Annotated in this window: 18 protein-coding genes; 8 read left to right on the top strand and 10 right to left on the bottom strand. The window is 67.5% G+C overall.

Features of this window, described 5'->3' with window-relative positions; all coding sequences use genetic code 11:
* Positions 1–38 precede the first annotated feature (38 nt).
* The 3 genes from NVV99_RS04970 (at position 39) to NVV99_RS04960 (ending at position 2,041) form a co-directional block, all read left to right on the top strand.
* On the top strand, positions 39–263 hold the full coding sequence (locus NVV99_RS04970; RefSeq protein ID WP_024102893.1) for a hypothetical protein: 225 nt from the start codon (positions 39–41) through the stop codon (positions 261–263).
* Positions 264–357: 94 nt separating this feature from the next.
* Positions 358–1,233: an aldo/keto reductase gene (locus tag NVV99_RS04965; protein WP_024102892.1), complete on the top strand. Its 876-nt coding sequence runs from the start codon at positions 358–360 to the stop codon at positions 1,231–1,233.
* Positions 1,234–1,303: 70 nt separating this feature from the next.
* A complete protein-coding gene (locus NVV99_RS04960) occupies positions 1,304–2,041 on the top strand; it encodes an acetoacetate decarboxylase family protein (protein WP_024102891.1) in 738 nt (245 codons plus the stop codon).
* A gap of 13 nt (positions 2,042–2,054) precedes the next feature.
* Here NVV99_RS04960 and NVV99_RS04955 read toward each other — a convergent pair whose 3' ends face one another.
* Positions 2,055–2,678 carry a hypothetical protein gene (locus NVV99_RS04955; protein ID WP_041803546.1) on the bottom strand — a complete coding sequence of 208 codons (624 nt, stop codon included), beginning with the start codon at positions 2,676–2,678 and terminating at the stop codon, positions 2,055–2,057.
* Between the two features lie 83 nt (positions 2,679–2,761).
* On the opposite strand from NVV99_RS04955, the gene NVV99_RS04950 reads away from it, so the two are divergent.
* Positions 2,762–3,367 carry a TetR/AcrR family transcriptional regulator gene (locus tag NVV99_RS04950; RefSeq protein ID WP_024102889.1) on the top strand — a complete coding sequence of 202 codons (606 nt, stop codon included), beginning with the start codon at positions 2,762–2,764 and terminating at the stop codon, positions 3,365–3,367.
* A 6-nt stretch (positions 3,368–3,373) separates the two neighbouring features.
* Here the strand turns inward: NVV99_RS04950 and NVV99_RS04945 are convergent, their stop codons facing one another.
* The 3 genes from NVV99_RS04945 to NVV99_RS04935 are packed head-to-tail and all read right to left on the bottom strand — an operon-like array spanning position 3,374 to position 5,537.
* A complete protein-coding gene (locus NVV99_RS04945) occupies positions 3,374–4,069 on the bottom strand; it encodes a GntR family transcriptional regulator (protein WP_006550439.1) in 696 nt (231 codons plus the stop codon).
* Positions 4,056–4,796 (bottom strand): maleate cis-trans isomerase, encoded by a 741-nt coding sequence (locus NVV99_RS04940; protein WP_024102888.1) that lies wholly within the window; start codon positions 4,794–4,796, stop codon positions 4,056–4,058. The genes NVV99_RS04945 and NVV99_RS04940 overlap by 14 nt, the downstream gene beginning before the upstream one ends.
* Entirely contained in the window at positions 4,797–5,537 is a 741-nt protein-coding gene (locus NVV99_RS04935) for an Asp/Glu/hydantoin racemase (protein ID WP_024102887.1), read from the bottom strand.
* An 80-nt stretch (positions 5,538–5,617) separates the two neighbouring features.
* Here NVV99_RS04935 and NVV99_RS04930 point away from each other — a divergent pair, with 80 nt between their 5' ends.
* Both NVV99_RS04930 and NVV99_RS04925 read left to right on the top strand, forming a co-directional pair.
* Entirely contained in the window at positions 5,618–6,592 is a 975-nt protein-coding gene (locus NVV99_RS04930) for a D-2-hydroxyacid dehydrogenase (protein WP_024102886.1), read from the top strand.
* 32 nt (positions 6,593–6,624) lie between these two features.
* Positions 6,625–7,995 carry an amidase gene (locus NVV99_RS04925; protein ID WP_024102885.1) on the top strand — a complete coding sequence of 457 codons (1,371 nt, stop codon included), beginning with the start codon at positions 6,625–6,627 and terminating at the stop codon, positions 7,993–7,995.
* 69 nt (positions 7,996–8,064) lie between these two features.
* Here NVV99_RS04925 and NVV99_RS04920 read toward each other — a convergent pair whose 3' ends face one another.
* Positions 8,065–8,559, bottom strand: coding sequence for a DUF3830 family protein (locus NVV99_RS04920; protein ID WP_024102884.1), 495 nt, complete (start codon positions 8,557–8,559; stop codon positions 8,065–8,067).
* Between the two features lie 22 nt (positions 8,560–8,581).
* Positions 8,582–9,823, bottom strand: coding sequence for an aspartate aminotransferase family protein (locus NVV99_RS04915; RefSeq protein ID WP_024102883.1), 1,242 nt, complete (start codon positions 9,821–9,823; stop codon positions 8,582–8,584).
* A gap of 181 nt (positions 9,824–10,004) precedes the next feature.
* On the opposite strand from NVV99_RS04915, the gene NVV99_RS04910 reads away from it, so the two are divergent.
* A complete protein-coding gene (locus NVV99_RS04910; RefSeq protein WP_024102882.1) occupies positions 10,005–11,000 on the top strand; it encodes a PRC-barrel domain-containing protein in 996 nt (331 codons plus the stop codon).
* 90 nt (positions 11,001–11,090) lie between these two features.
* On the opposite strand, the gene hsaB is transcribed toward NVV99_RS04910, so the two are convergent.
* The 4 genes from hsaB to hsaA are packed head-to-tail and all read right to left on the bottom strand — an operon-like array spanning position 11,091 to position 14,637.
* Positions 11,091–11,678, bottom strand: coding sequence for a 3-hydroxy-9,10-secoandrosta-1,3,5(10)-triene-9,17-dione monooxygenase reductase subunit (gene hsaB / locus NVV99_RS04905; protein WP_024102881.1), 588 nt, complete (start codon positions 11,676–11,678; stop codon positions 11,091–11,093).
* On the bottom strand, positions 11,678–12,577 hold the full coding sequence (gene hsaC / locus NVV99_RS04900) for an iron-dependent extradiol dioxygenase HsaC (protein WP_019290158.1): 900 nt from the start codon (positions 12,575–12,577) through the stop codon (positions 11,678–11,680). Before hsaC ends, hsaB begins: the two co-directional genes overlap by 1 nt.
* Complete coding sequence (gene hsaD, locus NVV99_RS04895) at positions 12,578–13,453, bottom strand: 4,5:9,10-diseco-3-hydroxy-5,9,17-trioxoandrosta-1(10),2-diene-4-oate hydrolase (RefSeq protein ID WP_006550449.1); 876 nt, start codon at positions 13,451–13,453, stop codon at positions 12,578–12,580.
* An 8-nt stretch (positions 13,454–13,461) separates the two neighbouring features.
* Positions 13,462–14,637, bottom strand: coding sequence for a 3-hydroxy-9,10-secoandrosta-1,3,5(10)-triene-9,17-dione monooxygenase oxygenase subunit (gene hsaA, locus NVV99_RS04890; protein ID WP_006550450.1), 1,176 nt, complete (start codon positions 14,635–14,637; stop codon positions 13,462–13,464).
* A 191-nt stretch (positions 14,638–14,828) separates the two neighbouring features.
* Between hsaA and NVV99_RS04885 the strand changes: the two genes are divergently transcribed.
* Complete coding sequence (locus tag NVV99_RS04885) at positions 14,829–15,977, top strand: Rieske 2Fe-2S domain-containing protein (protein ID WP_006550451.1); 1,149 nt, start codon at positions 14,829–14,831, stop codon at positions 15,975–15,977.
* The last annotated feature ends 2 nt before the right edge of the window (positions 15,978–15,979 follow it).

Below are 15,979 nucleotides of genomic sequence, written 5' to 3'. Positions count from 1 at the left end.
GCAATATCGTCGGCGGCGATCCCTGCGAAAGATCGGTGATGCGCCTCCTCGATTCCTCGGTTCCACTCCCCGTGCGTCCCCGCCGCGTCCTCGTGGCGGGGACGTCGAGGAGTTCACCGCGCACCCACGGTGGGTACCGCGACCGCGTCCTCACCGCGCTCGCACAACGTCTCGATCTGCCGGTCGTGCGGCTGACGGGCCGACGGGAGGTCGATACGTGGGCGGCACTGCTCGCCTGCCGTCCCCCGGCGTCCGGCGGATGAACTCGACACCCGTCCTCGGAGCCCGCGGGCCGGAGAGCACCCGATCGTCCGGGATCACTCGCGCCCGCCGCGGCGGCTCGCTAACGTCGGAGAGATGACACCTCCCACGATCACGCTGAATTCCGGAACGACGATCCCGCAGCTGGGCCTGGGAGTCTGGCAGGCCACCAACGACGAGACCGAACACGCGGTCCGATACGCGATCGACGAGGCCGGTTACCGGCACATCGACACGGCCGCGGCCTACGGCAACGAGGAAGGCGTCGGCCGCGCACTCACCGCGTCGTCGGTGCCGCGCGAGGACATCTTCGTCACCACCAAGCTGTGGAACGCCGATCAGGGTTACGAGCCGGCACTGAAGGCATTCGACACGAGCCTGAAGAAGCTGGGCACCGAGTACGTCGACCTCTACCTGATCCACTGGCCGCTGCAGGACCGCGAACGGATCCTGCGCACCTGGGACGCCCTCGAGAAGATCGCCGAGTCCGGGCGCGCGAAGGCGGTCGGGGTGTGCAACTTCGAACCGCACCACCTGCAGTTGCTCGTCGATCGTGGCGGGTTGTTGCCTGCGGTGGATCAGGTGGAGTTGCATCCGCACCTGCCGCAGCAGGAGATCCGCCGGTTCGCGTCCGAGCACGGCATCGCCGTCGAGTCGTGGAGCCCGCTCGGTGGCACGAGCAACTCGGGGTGGGGTCCGAACTCGAAGCCGAACACCCTGCTCGTCGACCCGATCGTCACCCGCATCGCCGATCGTCACAGCAAGTCGGCCGCGCAGGTGCTGATCCGCTGGCATCTGCAGAACGGGCTGATCGTCATCCCGAAGTCGGTGCACGAGCAGCGCATCTCCCAGAACATCGACGTCTTCGACTTCGAACTCGACGAGCTCGACCTCAGCGAACTCGACACGCTCGACGACGGCACGCGGGTGGGCGCGCATCCCGACGAGATGAACATCGGCGCTCCTTCCTAGTCCCTTCCCCCCGGAACTGGAACGTGTTCTCATTGTCGGGGTACGCACGTCCGACTTCCGGAAGGCAGCGATGAGCGAGACGACGACGCATGTGGTGCTGGGCAAGCCGGTCACCATGCCCGTGCAGGTCCGAACGGCCACGGCGTTCCTGGGGATGTTCTCGGTTCCCGTGCGCCCCGCGCAGGAACTCGTCGCCCGCACCGGGCTCGAGATCCTGCAGTACCGCCCGGGCCACGGGATCTGCACGCTCGTCTTCGTGGACTACGTCGACGGGGACCTCGGCCCGTACAACGAGTTCGGGGTGTGCTTCCTCGTCCGCAACCATCACAACCGCGGCGACGGCATCGTCGGCGACTGGCGGAGCCTGGTCGGCGGGCAGGCCGGTGCGCTCATCCACCATCTGCCCGTCGACGGCGACTTCACTCTTGCGGCGGGACGCGGCATTTGGGGTTTCCCGAAGACCCTCGCCGACTTCGACGCCGACCACGACAGCAGCACCAAGCGCGGTTCGGTCTCCGCCGACGGAGTGCTGATCGCCGAACTGGCGGTGGCGCCCGGATTTCCGGTGCCGGGCAACGGCCTTGCAGCCTCGCTCGCCGCCTACTCGCACATCGACGACGTCACCCGCTGCACGACCTGGAAGATGAATCCGAGCGGCGTGCGCACCCGGTTCGGCGGCGCGACCCTACGGTTGGGGACGCATCCGATCGCCGACGAACTGCGGTCGCTCGGTCTGCCCCGACGCGCACTGACCTCGTCGTCGATCGCCGATCTGCGGATGATCTTCGGCAACGCGACCGTCGTCTGAGACTCTCCTGGACTCAGGAGAGCGCGCCCGAGACGGCGAGGACGATCACCGCGACACCCAGCAGGGTGTCGAGCACACCGCAGAACTCCGCGAGCGAGCGGGCGACCACGGTGTTCCGGCGGAAATGAACGTAGTCCCACGCGGCGTGACCGAGCAGTCCGAGCCCGACGATCACGCCCGCCGGGACGGGGGTGACCGTCACCGCGGCCACCGCGACGGCACCGAAACCCAGCATGGCCACGGCCGACGGCCCGACGAGCATCGCCCGGCCGGCCGGGGTGCGCGCGAGTCCGTAGACGGCGCCGGCGGCACCGAGCGCGACCATCACCACGGTGATCTCGACCGGTACCCCGAACGCGACGACGGCGACCTTGCCGATGCCGATCAGCGCGACGGCGCCGAGGAACAGCGGCCAGGCCGCGCTGCGACGGCCCAGTACGGCGGCACCGAGATAGACGAGTGCCGCGCCGGTGAGGATCGCCGGGAAGTCGGTGCCCCCGTCCGCAAGGACGAACGCGGCGAGGGCGACTGCGACGAGGCTCGGCCACCGGCGCAGCACCCCTCGTAGCAGCGCCTTCGGGTCGATGCCGGTCGCAGGTCGATCGATGGGAAGGGTGGTGATGCCGGAGCTCGTCATGAGGATCCGCCTAAGTTGAACAGAGACGTTCGAGTTGGTGATCAGCGTAACCTGAACATCAGTGTTCGACAAGAGGAGGATCCGTGACCACCCACGAGACATCCCGCCGTCCCGAATCGCTTCGAACCAGGAAACGTGCGGACGCCGAGCGGAACATCGAGGCGATCCTCCACGCCGCGCGCATCGCACTGGGTCGTGATCCCGATGCGAGCATCGGGGAGATCGCCAAGGCCGCCGGCGTCGGACGTGTCACGCTCTACGGCCACTTCCCCACGCGCGCAGAACTCGTCACCGCCGTGGTGCAGCGCGCGCTCGCCGAGGCGGAGGAGACCATGGACCGGATCGACCTCACGGGCGACCCCCGCGACGCCCTGCACCGCCTCATCGCGGGTTCGTGGTCGCTGACCGCCGACGCGGGGGCACTGCTCGCCGCCGCCGAACAAGCACTTCCCGCCGAGGACGTCCGCGCCGCACACGACGGCCTGCTCGCCCGCGCGACCGCCCTCATCGAGCGCGGTCGCGCCGAAGGGGCGTTCCGCACCGACCTGGCGTCGTCCTGGCTGGCGTCGGTCCTGCACAGCCTGGTCCATTGTGCCGCAACCGAAGTCGCGGCAGGACGGTTGTCGGCGGAGGACGCCGCCGACTACATCGCCGCAACGGCCCTGTCGTCGTTCACCCCGCCCGGCTGAGCGGTATCAGCCGGACGCGATCACGCCGTCGACGTTCTGACGCTCGCGGAGCCGGGTGACCGTGTCGTGCAGGTGCTCGTCGAGCAGACGCCGCACCTCCTCCCGGTCGGCGGTGCGGATCGCCTCCCGCAGCACGACGTGCTCGTCCACCTGCACGTGCAGGTCGGGATAGGTGGTCTGCAAGGCGCCGAGGCACATCCGCGTCTCGACGAGCAGCGTGCGGGCCGCCCGCACGAGCCGCGGACTGTCGGCACTGGCCACGAGGATCTCGTGGAAACGTCGGTCGCCGTCCGAGACACCGGTGGCGTCCTCGCGTTCGGCGGCGGTGCGCATCTCCTCGATCGCCGGTTCGAGGGCCTTCCACGTCTGTTCGCGACGGCCGTCCAGCACCAGGTCGAGGGCACCGCCCTCGATGACCCAGCGGCTGCGGTAGATGTCGACGACGTCGTCGAAGGTGAGCTCGGTGACGAAGATGCCCCGATTGCGGATGCTGTAGAGCAGACCTTCGGACAGCAACCGCTGCATGGCTTCTCGCAGCGGGCCCCGGGAGACCTGGAAGTGCGCCGCGAGTTCGGCCTCCCCCAGTTGTTCGCCGGGACCGAGCGCACCCCGGACGATGGCCGACCGGATCTGTTCGGCGATGAGCTCGGCCGTGGACGGCCGGGTGACAGGACGTAGATCTTCCAGATCACCGAGCACCATGATCGGTATCCTCCTCGAACAGTGAGCCCAGCTCCGGGCATTCCACTGTATATCCGGCGAGTTCCAGGCCGTGCCACACGGTGACCTGGTTGGCGGTCAGCACCGGCTTGCCGGTCTCCTTCCCGAGTTCCCGCATGATCCGCAGCGTGTGCATCGCGGTGTCGGGGACGAGGACCGCCTGTGCGTCGGGATGACCGTTGGTCCTCACGAATTCGAGGACGGCCTCGTCGGTCAGGGTGCCGACCTCGGCGGCGGTGTCGATGCCGGCGTCGGCGAGCGAGACGACGTCGACACCGGCGTCCGCTAGGAAGGCGACGAACAGTTCGGCGACGTCCCGCGGATAACTCGCCGCCACGGCCACCCGGCCGACTCCGAGCGCCCGAAGTGCGGCGACGAACGCGATGCTCGTGCTCGTCGTGGGCACGCCTCCCGCCTCCCGGGAGAGCTGCTCGACCTGGGTGCGTGCCCCCTCGGGTCCGTACACGAAGCTGCCCGACGTGCACGCCCACACAAGGGCGTCGAGGGGCTCGTCCGCGAACTGCGCCGCTCCCCCGGCGAGCTTGGCCGGGCTCCCGAGGTCGAGGAGTTCGGGAACGGCGTGCAGATCTGTTCCGTAGATGTGGGCGACGGGCAGATTCACCCCCAGGAGTTCGGCGGCGAACGGGTAGTCGTCCTCTGCGGCATGATCCGGGTAGACGATCCCGACGGTCGTGCGGTCACGATGCATTCAGAACACTCCTCTCAACCACTTCCCCGGTCCGGTCATGGGCAGCTTCATCCGTCCCAGGCACGCCCAGATGGTGAGCTGGTTGGCCGTGAGGACCGGCTTGCCGAGTTCCCGTTCGAGCGGCGCGATCAGGTCGTAGGTCGGCAGGTTGGTGCAACTGACGAAGATCGCCTGTGCGTCCGGGGTGTCGGCCCCGATGATGTGTTCGGCGATGGTGCGGTAGTTGACCTTCCAGATGCCGCCGCCGAGCCCGAGATGTGACGACCGGACGACCTCGGTTCCGGCCTCCTTCAGGAAGTCGTGCAGCAGGTCGGTGAGTTCCCGGTCGTAGGGGGTGATCACCGAGATGCGGGTGAGGTCGAGTTTGTGGAGGGCTTCGAGCAGCGCTCCGGAGGTCGTGACCGCGCACGATGCGCCCGCCTCGCAGATCGCGTCGCACAGGGCCTTCTCGTAGGCCACCCCGTTGACGAAACTGCCCGACGTACACAGATAGGCAACGACTTCCGGTTCCACCGACAGCACGTCGCGGGTCGCGACCATCAGGTGCCGCCGGTCGGACACCAGCTCGGCCATGGCGCGGCTGACCGGCACCGGCTCGTAGGGGGTTCGAGCGAGGTGCAGGGTGACCTCGAGCGGCGCCCATCGCCACAGTTCTCGTTCCAGGGCGAGATCGAAGGGTGCGATCACACCGATGCCCCGCTGAGCCAGAGGACCTTCGAATTCGGGAATGTTCAGTTCCATACGGTCCCTCGGCTTCGTCAAGATTTCCCTCAGCCTTGAGGATTGTTGACAATAATACGAGGCACTCATACGGTGTCAACGTGGATGCCCAGCCGGTCGTTGCAGTGCTTCATGCCGAAGCCGTCCCGGATCGTGCGTGGATGGCCCCGGTGGCCGAACACGCCACGGTGCGCTACACCGACGCCGCCGGTCTGGCGGACGCGCTCGACGGCGCCGACATCCTCTTCGCGTACGACTTCCTCACCGACGCGCTGCCCGCAGCCTGGCACGCCGCAGCGTCCCTGAAGTGGATCCATGTCGCTGCGGCCGGGGTCGACGCCCTCATGTTCCCCGAGCTGCGCGACAGCGGCGTGGTCGTCACCAACTCCCGCGGAGTCTTCGACGGGGCGATCGCCGAATACGTGCTCGCCCAGATACTCTCCTTCGCCAAGGACATCCCCGAATCGCTGCGGCTCCAGCACGAGCACATCTGGAAGCACCGGGAATCCGAACGCATCGCCGGGCGCTCCGTGCTCGTCGTCGGCACCGGCCCGATCGGTCGCGCGATCGCCCGCCTGCTCTCCGCCGCGGGAATGACGGTCCAGGGCTCGGGCCGGCGCTCTCGCGACGACGACCCCGATCTCGGCCGCGTCACCGCGACCGCCGACCTTCCGGCCGCCCTGGCCGACGTCGATTTCGTCGTCGTGGCCGCACCTCTCACGGATCAGACCCGGCACCTGTTCGACGCCAGGATGTTCGCCGCGATGAAACCGCAGGCGCGTTTCGTCAACGTGGGGCGCGGCGAACTCGTGCGCACCGACGACCTCGTCGAGGCGCTGCGGTCGGGAACGATCGCCGGTGCCGCGCTCGACGTGCTCGACGTCGAGCCGCTCCCCGAGGACCATCCGCTCTGGGACATGCCGAACGTCTCGATCACCCCGCACAATTCGGGGGATTTCGTGGGCTGGCGCGACGCGCTGGTGGACGTCTTCGTCGACAATTTCCACCGTCACCGCAGTGGCGAACCTCTTCGGAACGTGGTGGACAAGAAGCTGGGTTACGTGCCCGGCGCGTGAGAGTCGGCATCGTCCGACGAGAAGGAGGCACGATGGAGCCCACAGACATGACCGCCGTCGAACTCGTGTCGGCGTTCTCCTCGGGCGAGTTGTCTCCCGTCGAGGTGACGCGGGCCGTGCTCGATCGGATCGCGGCGCACGATCGCGAGATCAACTCGTTCTGTCTCGTCGACGAGGAGAAGGCCCTCGACCAGGCGCGCAGGTCCGAGGAGCGGTGGCGGACCGGCTATTCGAAGGGCCTGCTCGACGGGGTCCCCATCTCGATCAAGGACATCTTCCTCACCGACGGATGGCCGACACTGCGGGGTTCGCAGGCCGTCGACGAGAACCAGGACTGGAACGTCGACAGCCCGGTCGCGGCCCGGCTGCGCGAGGACGGAATGGTGTTGCTGGGCAAGACCACCACTCCGGAGATCGCGTGGAAGGCGGTGACCGACTCGGCGCTCTACGGGGTGACCACGAATCCCGCCGACACGACGAAGACCGCCGGTGGCTCGTCCGGAGGCAGCGCGGCGGCGGTCGCGGCCGGCTTCGGTCCGTGCTCCGTCGGCACCGACGGTGGGGGCAGCATCCGCATCCCCGCATCGTTCTGCGGCGTCGTCGGATTCAAGCCCACCCACGGCCGGATCCCGATCTTCCCCGCCAGCCCGTTCGGGCCGCTCGCGCACGCCGGGCCGATCACCCGGACGGTCGAGGACGCGGCGCTGCTCACCGACATCCTCGCGCTGCCCGACCCCCGGGACCCGACTGCCCTCGCGCCGCCCCTGACGACCTTCCGCGGCGGCCTCAACCGCGAGGTGGTGGGAATGGACGTCGCCTACTCCAAGACCCTCGGCTACGTCGACGTGGACCCCGAGGTCGGTGAGATCGTCGATCGGGCGGTCCGCGTCCTCGACGAGGCCGGGCTGCGCGTGACCGCCGCCGATCCCGGTTTCACCGATCCGCTCGAGGCCTTCGAGAACCTCTGGGCGGCAGGCGCGGCCACGATGTTGAAGACCTTCCCCGAGGGCACGCGGGACAAGGTGGATCCCGGCCTCGGACGCGTGTGGTCCCACGGCGAACAACTCGGTGCCGTGGACTATCTCGAGGCCCGGGCGGTCGCGGCGGCGGTCGGCATCACGATGGGGATCTTCCACCAGAAGTACAACGTGCTGATCACCCCGACGATGCCGATCCCCGCCTTCGAGGCCGGCCACGACGTGCCGCCGGGTTCGTCGCTGACATCGTGGCCGCAGTGGACCCCGTTCACCTATCCTTTCAATCTCACGCAGCAGCCGGCCATCAGCATCCCCGTGGGCACCACTGCGGCGGGTCTGCCCGTGGGTCTGCAGATCGTCGGGCCGCGGCACTCGGACGACCTGCTGCTCGCCGTCGCGCGGTTCGCCGAGTACGCGTTGAGCTGAGACGGGAAGAGCGCCACGGGAAACGGCACCGCGCGGAGTACGCGGTGCCGTTTCCCGTGCAACGACCGTCTATGCGCGTGCGAAGCTCAGCGTCTCCCCCACGACCCCCTGTATCCACAGGTCGTTGCACGCAACGGCGAGTTCGGGCAGACCCTCCTCGATGGTCGCGAAGACGTTGCCCGGCACCCACCCCACATCACCGTTGAGCAGCAGATTGTTCCGGCCGTAGAACAACGCGAGGTCGGTTGCCCCCTGCTGCGCGTGAGCCTGCGATCCGGGTTCGTAACCGTATGCGGGATTACCGATCTCCCACGGTTCGAAGTCGAACAGGCACACATCCCCCGGGATCGGCGTCACCGTCGGGTTCTCCCGGTGCGGTGCCGCGGTGATCCTCGGGACGAGGGTGTAGAGCTCGTTACGGGCGTACTTGGCGTGGAACGCCGAGCCGCTCTGCGGCAGGGCTTCCCACACCGCCGCGCAGGTGAGCGGCGCCTCGTCCTCGAGAAGCCGTGCTCTGCACGTGATGTCGCGCTTGTCGAGAGTGATCGTGATGTATCGGGCCACGCGGACTCCCTCGTTCGACGGGTTATCGGACCTCGGCGAGGACCTCGGACCAGGTCCCGAGCGCGTCCTCGATCTGCTGGGCGGTGACGATCAACGGGGGGATCATGCGCACCACGTTCATGTGTGCACCGCAGGTCAACAGCAGCAAACCCTTCTGGGCGGCGAGTTGTTGCGCTGCGGTCGCCCGTTCCCGGTCGGGTGCTCCGTCCGCGGTGAACTCGAGGCCCACCATGAGACCGAGGCCGCGCACGTCACCGATGGCATCGGTCGTGTTCTCCCGTGCGCCGGAGAGCAGTTCACGTCCACGCACGGCGGCATTGTCGACGAGCCCCTCCTTCTCGATCACGTCGAGAGTGGCCACGGCCGCCGCGCACGAGACCGCATTCGCCCCGTACGTGCCGCCCTGCGATCCCGGACGGGCGCGTTCCATGAGTTCCTCGGAGGCGGCGATACCCGACAGCGGGAAACCGCTCGCGAGGCCCTTGGCGATGGTGATGATGTCGGGTCGCACGTCGAAGTGCTGATGCCCGAAGAACTTTCCGGTCCGCCCGAATCCGGTCTGGATCTCGTCGAAGACGAGCAGGATGCCGTGTTCGTCGGCCCGCTGCCGCAGTCCCTGGAAGAACCTGGTGTTGCCGGGGACGTAACCGCCCTCGCCCAGGACCGGTTCGACGACGAAGGCCGCGATCTCGTCCGGCGCCACGAGGGTCGCGAACAGGTAGTCCAGTTCCTGCAGGGCGAAATCGGTCGCTTCCTCCTCCGACCAGCCGTAGCGATAGGCCGTGGGGAAGGGAGCGACGTGTACACCGCCCATGAGCGGCGAGAACCCTGCGGAGAAACGGGTTCCGGAGGTGGTCATCGTGGCGGCGGCGACGGTACGGCCGTGGAAACCGCCGTGGAAGACGACGATTCCGGGTCGCCCTGTCGCCTGGCGGGCCAGACGCAGCGCCGCCTCGACTGCCTCGCTGCCCGAATTGGCGAAGAACAGCGAGTCGAGTCCTTCGGGGAGCACCGTGCCCAGGCGTTCGGTGAGTTCGAGCAGGGGCCGGTGCATCACGGTCGTGTACTGCCCGTGGATCAGCGAGCCGATCTGCCGGCGGGCGGCCTCGACGACGTGCGGGTGACAGTGGCCGGTACTCGTGACGCCGATGCCGGCGGTGAAGTCGAGATACCGACGTCCGTCGGTGCCGTGGATGTAGCACCCCTCGGCGTGGTCGACGGTGACGGGCGTTGCCTGCAGCAGGCGGGGTGAAAGACGGGTCATGACGATCCCTCCGAACAGCCGAGGACGCGAACCCTCGTGCCGGTTGTCGGATTGTTGACAATATGGATAACACGCGGGGATGGTCGACGCAACGGCGAGCGGTGTAACGGCAGCGTTTCGTCACTCGCACCGGAGGGCATCCGCACAGCAGGAAGCCGCATCGCCCACGGATGAGGACATCATGATCAGCAACGACGACATCGACACCCTCGCTCGCGCCACCGCGTACGGGCCGGACGGTGACAAGCTCGGACGCGTCGGAGAGGTCTACCTGGACAACGACACGGGCCGACCCGCCTGGATCACCGTCGTCACGGGTCTGTTCGGAACGCGCCGGCACTTCGCCCCGATCGACGAAGCCGTGCTCGACAGCACCGGAGTGCGCCTGCCCTTCGACAAGGACACGATCACCGGCGCCCCGAACATCGACGAGAACGGTGAGCTGACCCCGCTCGAGGAGGACGAGCTGTACCGCTACTACCGCCGGTTCGGGGACACCCCTGCAGGGGGTGGATCCACCGGCGATCAGGGCGGATTCACGGACGATCGGGCCGGGTTCACCGACGACCGCAGCGGCCTCGGCGAGCGGAGCGCAGCCGGTGGTGGCCTCGTCGGCGCGGCCGGCGGACCGGGAGGCACCGGGACGCCGCACACCGGCGAGACGTACGGCACCACCACATCGGCGGGAACCGGGCCCTCACCGACACCGCCCGACGTCGCGCGTGAGGAGATCGCCGGCAACTACCGGCCGAGCGAGGGCCAGCGGGACGAATCGCTCGAGCACTCGATGCCGGGGCATACCGCGTCGACGCCGTCCACACCGTCCGGGACCGCGGACTCGTCCACACCGTCCGGGACCGCGGACTCGTCCACACCGTCCGGGACCGCGGACTCGGCGGCGGACACCGCCCGCCACGCAGCTCCCGGCAGCGACAGCGGCAGCGGCAGCGGCAGCGGCAGCGGCAGCGATCAGGAGATCGTCGGTCCGGGACCGACGGGGCCGGCGCACTTCACGCCGCCGCCGTCGGCCGACACGAGCACGGCCGATGCGAAGACGGACACGGCAGGCGGCGAGGACGCCGACCGGCCGCGCAAGCCGCGCCTGGTGCGCCGGGTCGTGACCACGGAGTACTACGAGGAGGAACCGGACGACGCGACCGGCGCCGACCGTTCCTGATCCACACACGAAGCCGGGACGACCACAATCGATGTGGTCGTCCCGGCTTCGTGGTGCGGTACCACGTGTCGCGCGGTACGGTCCTGCGATCTACAACCAGGTGTCCTCCGTGACGGAGGTGAGGAACGCTTCGAGGTCGTCGCGCCAGGGCGCCGGCGTCGTCTTCTCCGGTTCGATCCCGGTGTACTGCCCGCGGTAGAAGAGCAGCGGGCGTTCCTTCTCGTCGCGCACCTCGCTCAGCGACGACACGCGACCGAGCACCACCCAGTGGTCTCCCCCGTCGTGCACCGTCTCGACCGTGCAATCGATGTGCGCAAGCGAGCCCGTCAGGACGGGTGAGCCCAACGGGGACGGCGTCCAGTCGAGTCCGGCGAACTTGTCGGGTTCGCGAGAACCGAACCGCGCGCAGGTCTCCTGCTGTTCCTCGGCAAGGACGTTGACGCAGAAGCGGCCCGCTCGTTCGATGGCCGCCCACGACCGCGACTGCTTCGTGGGGCAGAACAACACCAGCGGCGGGTCGAGCGACAACGCTGCGAACGACTGGCACGCGAATCCCACAGGCGTTCCGTCGTCCTCGGTGGTGGTGATGACGGTGACGCCGGTGCAGAACTGCCCCAGCACGGTGCGGAAGGCCCGTGGGTCGATCGCATCGTTCTCTCCGGCCTCCGGCGCGGTCATTACTGCATTCCCACCGAGAAGTCGTGGCCCCACAGGCTCACGGCCGTGGATTCACGGGCGATCCAGTCGTCGTCCTCGACCTGCAGCCCCTCGCAACCGAATTCGACGTCGAATCCGCCGGGGGTCTTCATGTAGAAGGACAGCATCTTGTCGTTGACGTGGCGACCGAGCGTCGCCGACATCTTGACCTTCTTCCGCAGTGCGCGGTCGAGGGCGAGACCGACGTCGTCGGAGTTCTCCACCTCGATCATCAGGTGCACGATACCCGACGGGGTGGGCATGGGCAGGAAGGCGAGGCTGTGATGGCGCGGATTGCATCCGAAGAACCTCAGCCAGGCCGGTTTTCCGTCGGCGGGCCGGCCGACCATCTGCGGAGGCATCCGCATCGAATCACGCAGGCGGAAACCGAGCACGTCGCGGTAGAAGCGCAGCGATTCCTCGTCGTCGCGGGTCGAGAGCACCACGTGCCCGAGACCCTGCTCGCCGGTGACGAACTTGTGCCCGTACGGGCTGACGACGCGGCGGTGTTCGAGGGCGGCACCGTGGAACGCCTCGAGGGTGTTGCCCGACGGATCCTGGAAGACGATCAGTTCGTCGACGCGACGATCGGCGAGTTGCTCGGCGGTGCCCTCCTTGAACGGGACGCCTGCCGCGGACAGACTGTCGCGAACCGACTGGAGATCGGCGGCGTTCGCGGTCTCCCAGCCCGAGACGAGCAGCGTGTCGGATTCGTGCGGCTCGATGACGAGCCGGGCCGGGAAGTCGTCCATCCGCAGGTACAGCGCGTCGGCGTGGGTGCCCTTGCCCTCGATCATGCCGAGGACCTTGAGTCCGTACTCGCGCCAGGCCGGGACGTCGGTGGCGCCGATCCGGAGATATGCCAGCGACCGGATACTCATCTATTCGACTCCGTCCGTGAGGAAATCCGCTGTCAGGCGGTTGAATTCGTCGAACTTCTCGAGCTGGGCCCAGTGGCCGCATCCACCGAACACGTGCAACTGTGCACGCGGGATCATCTTCAGTGCGACGAGTGCACCGTCGAGCGGGTTGACGCGGTCCTCGCGACCCCAGATCAGCAGTACCCGCTGACGGAGTTTGTAGGCGTCGCGCCAGAGCATCCCCTTCTCGAATTCGGCGCTGGAGAACGACTTCCCCATCGCCTTCGCCGCAGCGAGCGACTCGGGGGTGCTCGCCGACGCGAACCGCTCCTCGACGAGCTCGGGGGTGATCAGCGACTGGTCGAACACCATGATCCGCAGGAACGCCTCGAGATTTTCGCGGGTGGGCTCGTACGAGAACCGACCGAGATTCTTGACGCCCTCGGTGGGGTCGGGTGCGAACAGGTTGACGCTCAGCCCACCCGGCCCCATGAGGACGAGTCGCCCTGCGCGTTCGGGGTAGTCGAGCGCGAACCGCACGGCGGCACCACCACCGAGCGAGTTGCCGAGGAGGTGGACGCGGTCGGTGATCCCGAGCGTGTCGAGCAGGTCCTTCAGCGCGGACGCGCTGTGCACGAAGTACTGCGGATGCTCGGTCGGCTTGTCGGACCTGCCGTAGCCGGGCTGGTCGACGGCGAGCACGTGGAACCGTTGTGCCAGCACCGGAATGTTCCTGGCGAAGTTCGACCACGACGACGCGCCCGGGCCACCGCCGTGGAGCAGGACGATCGTGGTGTCGTTGCCGACGCCGGCCTCGTGGTAGTGCAGGCGAAGGTCGTCGCGGACCTGTGCGAAACGGGAGGTCGACTCGTAGGTGATCTCGTCGATTGCGGTCACATCCACCCCTAGACCATCGTGTCGGTGATCGGCAGACCGAACTCGGCGGCACCGAACATCACGTAGGCGCGCTCGGCGTCATTGGCGGCGTGCACACGACCGGCGTGCGCGTCGCGCCAGAAACGCTGGATGGGTGTGCCGTCCGCGAGTGCGGTGGCACCCGAGTTCTCGAAGAGACGGTCGATCGACGTGATTGCACGGCCGGTCGCGCGGACCTGGTCGCGACGCGCCCGCAGGCGCAGTTCCATCGGAACCTCCTCGCCGGCGAGGAGGTGGGCGTACTCGTCGGCGACGTTGCCCGACAGCTGACGCCAGGCCGCGTCGATGTCGCTCGAGGCCTCGGCGATGCGCACCTTGGCGAACGGATCGTCCTTGGCCTTCTCGCCGGCGTACGCCGCACGGACCCGCTTGCCCTGGTGTTCGACGTGGGCCTCGTACGCGCCGTAGGCCATGCCGACGATGGGCGTCGAGATGGTCGTGGGATGGATGGTGCCCCACGGCATCTTGTAGACGGGTGCGGTGTTGCGCTCGAGCCCGGGCGAGGCGAGGTCGTTCATGGCCTTGAAGCTGAGGAAGCGGTGGCGCGGGACGAAGACGTCCTTCACCTTGATCGTGTTGGATCCGGTGCCGCGCAGGCCGACCACGTGCCACACGTCGTCGATCTCGTACTCGGAACGAGGGATCAGGAAGCTGCCGAAGTCGACGGGGCGGCCGTCCTTGATGACCGGGCCACCGACGACGACCCAGCTCGCGTGGTCGCATCCGGACGACCAGGCCCACGCACCGTTGACCTTGTATCCGCCGTCGACGACCTCACCGGCACCCATGGGCGCGTAGGACGAGGAGATGCGGACGTCGGTGTCGTCGCCCCAGACCTCTTCCTGGGCCTGCTGGTCGAAGAGTGCGAGGTGCCAGTTGTGGACGCCGATGATGCCGGAGACCCATCCGGTCGAGCCGCACGCGCTCGCGATGTTGCGCACCGCGGTGAAGAAGGTGACGGGATCGGCCTCGTATCCACCCCACTGGGCCGGTTGCAGAAGTTTGAAGAAGCCGGCCTCCTGGAGCTCCTTGATCGAGTCGTCGGGCACCCGGCGCAGATTCTCGGCCTCCTGCGCACGTTCTCGCAGCGTGGGCAGCAGAGCGTCGATCCGCTGCAGTACCTCGTGGCTGTCGTGGTCACCCACTGGACGCTCCCGTCTGTTCAGGAATTGATCGCTTGTACCGAGACTAGAACATGTTCTTATTCGTGTCGAGACGCGCCGCACCCGCAGGTAGACAATCCCTATGGCGGGACCAAAATCCCCGAACCCTTCCCCTCGGGACGCGAATTCTATAACGTGTTCTAGAAGAGATTTCCGGAGGGAAGTGAGCGGACATGGCACAGATTCGCGAGATCGACGTCGGAGAGGTCCGGACGCGTTTCGCGCGAGGCTGGCACTGCCTCGGCCTCAGTCGCACGTTCAAGGACGGCAAGCCTCACGCCGTCGAGGCCTTCGGCACGAAACTCGTGGTGTGGGCCGACAGCAACGGCGACGCGAAGGTGCTCGACGCGTACTGCCGCCACATGGGCGGCGACCTGTCACAGGGCGAGATCAAGGGCGATTCGGTTGCGTGCCCGTTCCACGACTGGCGCTGGGGCGGCAACGGCAAGTGCACGGACATCCCGTACGCCAAGCGTGTTCCCCCGCTGGCCCGCACCCGTTCGTGGATCACGATGGAGAAGCACGGCCAGCTGTTCGTGTGGAACGACCCCGAGGGCAACACCCCGCCTCCGGAGGTCACCATCCCCGAGATCGAGCAGTACGGCTCGGACGAGTGGACGGACTGGACCTGGAACCAGATCCGGATCGAAGGTTCCAACTGTCGCGAGATCATCGACAACGTCGTCGACATGGCGCACTTCTTCTACATCCACTACGCCTTCCCCACGTTCTTCAAGAACGTCTTCGAGGGGCACATCGCGGAGCAGTACCTCAACACCCGCGGCCGGCCGGACAAGGGTATGGCGACGCAGTACGGGCTGGAGTCGACGCTCGAGTCGTACGCGGCCTATTACGGCCCCTCCTACATGATCAATCCGCTGAAGAACAACTACGGTGGGTACCAGACCGAATCCGTGCTGATCAACTGCCACTACCCGATCACGCACGATTCGTTCATGCTGCAGTACGGCATCATCGTCAAGAAGCCGCAGGGCATGTCACCCGAGCAGTCGGACGTGCTGGCCGCCAAGCTCACCGAGGGTGTCGGCGAGGGCTTCCTGCAGGACGTCGAGATCTGGAAGAACAAGACAAAGATCGACAATCCCCTGCTGTGCGATGAGGACGGTCCGGTCTACCAGCTCCGCCGCTGGTACGAGCAGTTCTACGTCGACGTCGCCGACGTGACGGAGAAGATGACGGGCCGCTTCGAGTTCGAGGTCGACACCGCCAAGGCCAACGAGGCCTGGGAGAAGGAGGTCGCCGAGAATCTCGAGCGTAAGAAGCGCGAGGAAGAACAGGGCAAGCAGGAAGCGGAGGTGTGACG

The organism is Rhodococcus sp. PAE-6, from assembly GCF_025290685.1.
Lineage (GTDB): Bacteria > Actinomycetota > Actinomycetes > Mycobacteriales > Mycobacteriaceae > Rhodococcus > Rhodococcus pyridinivorans.
This window is presented reverse-complemented; position numbering and strand designations above follow the sequence as displayed.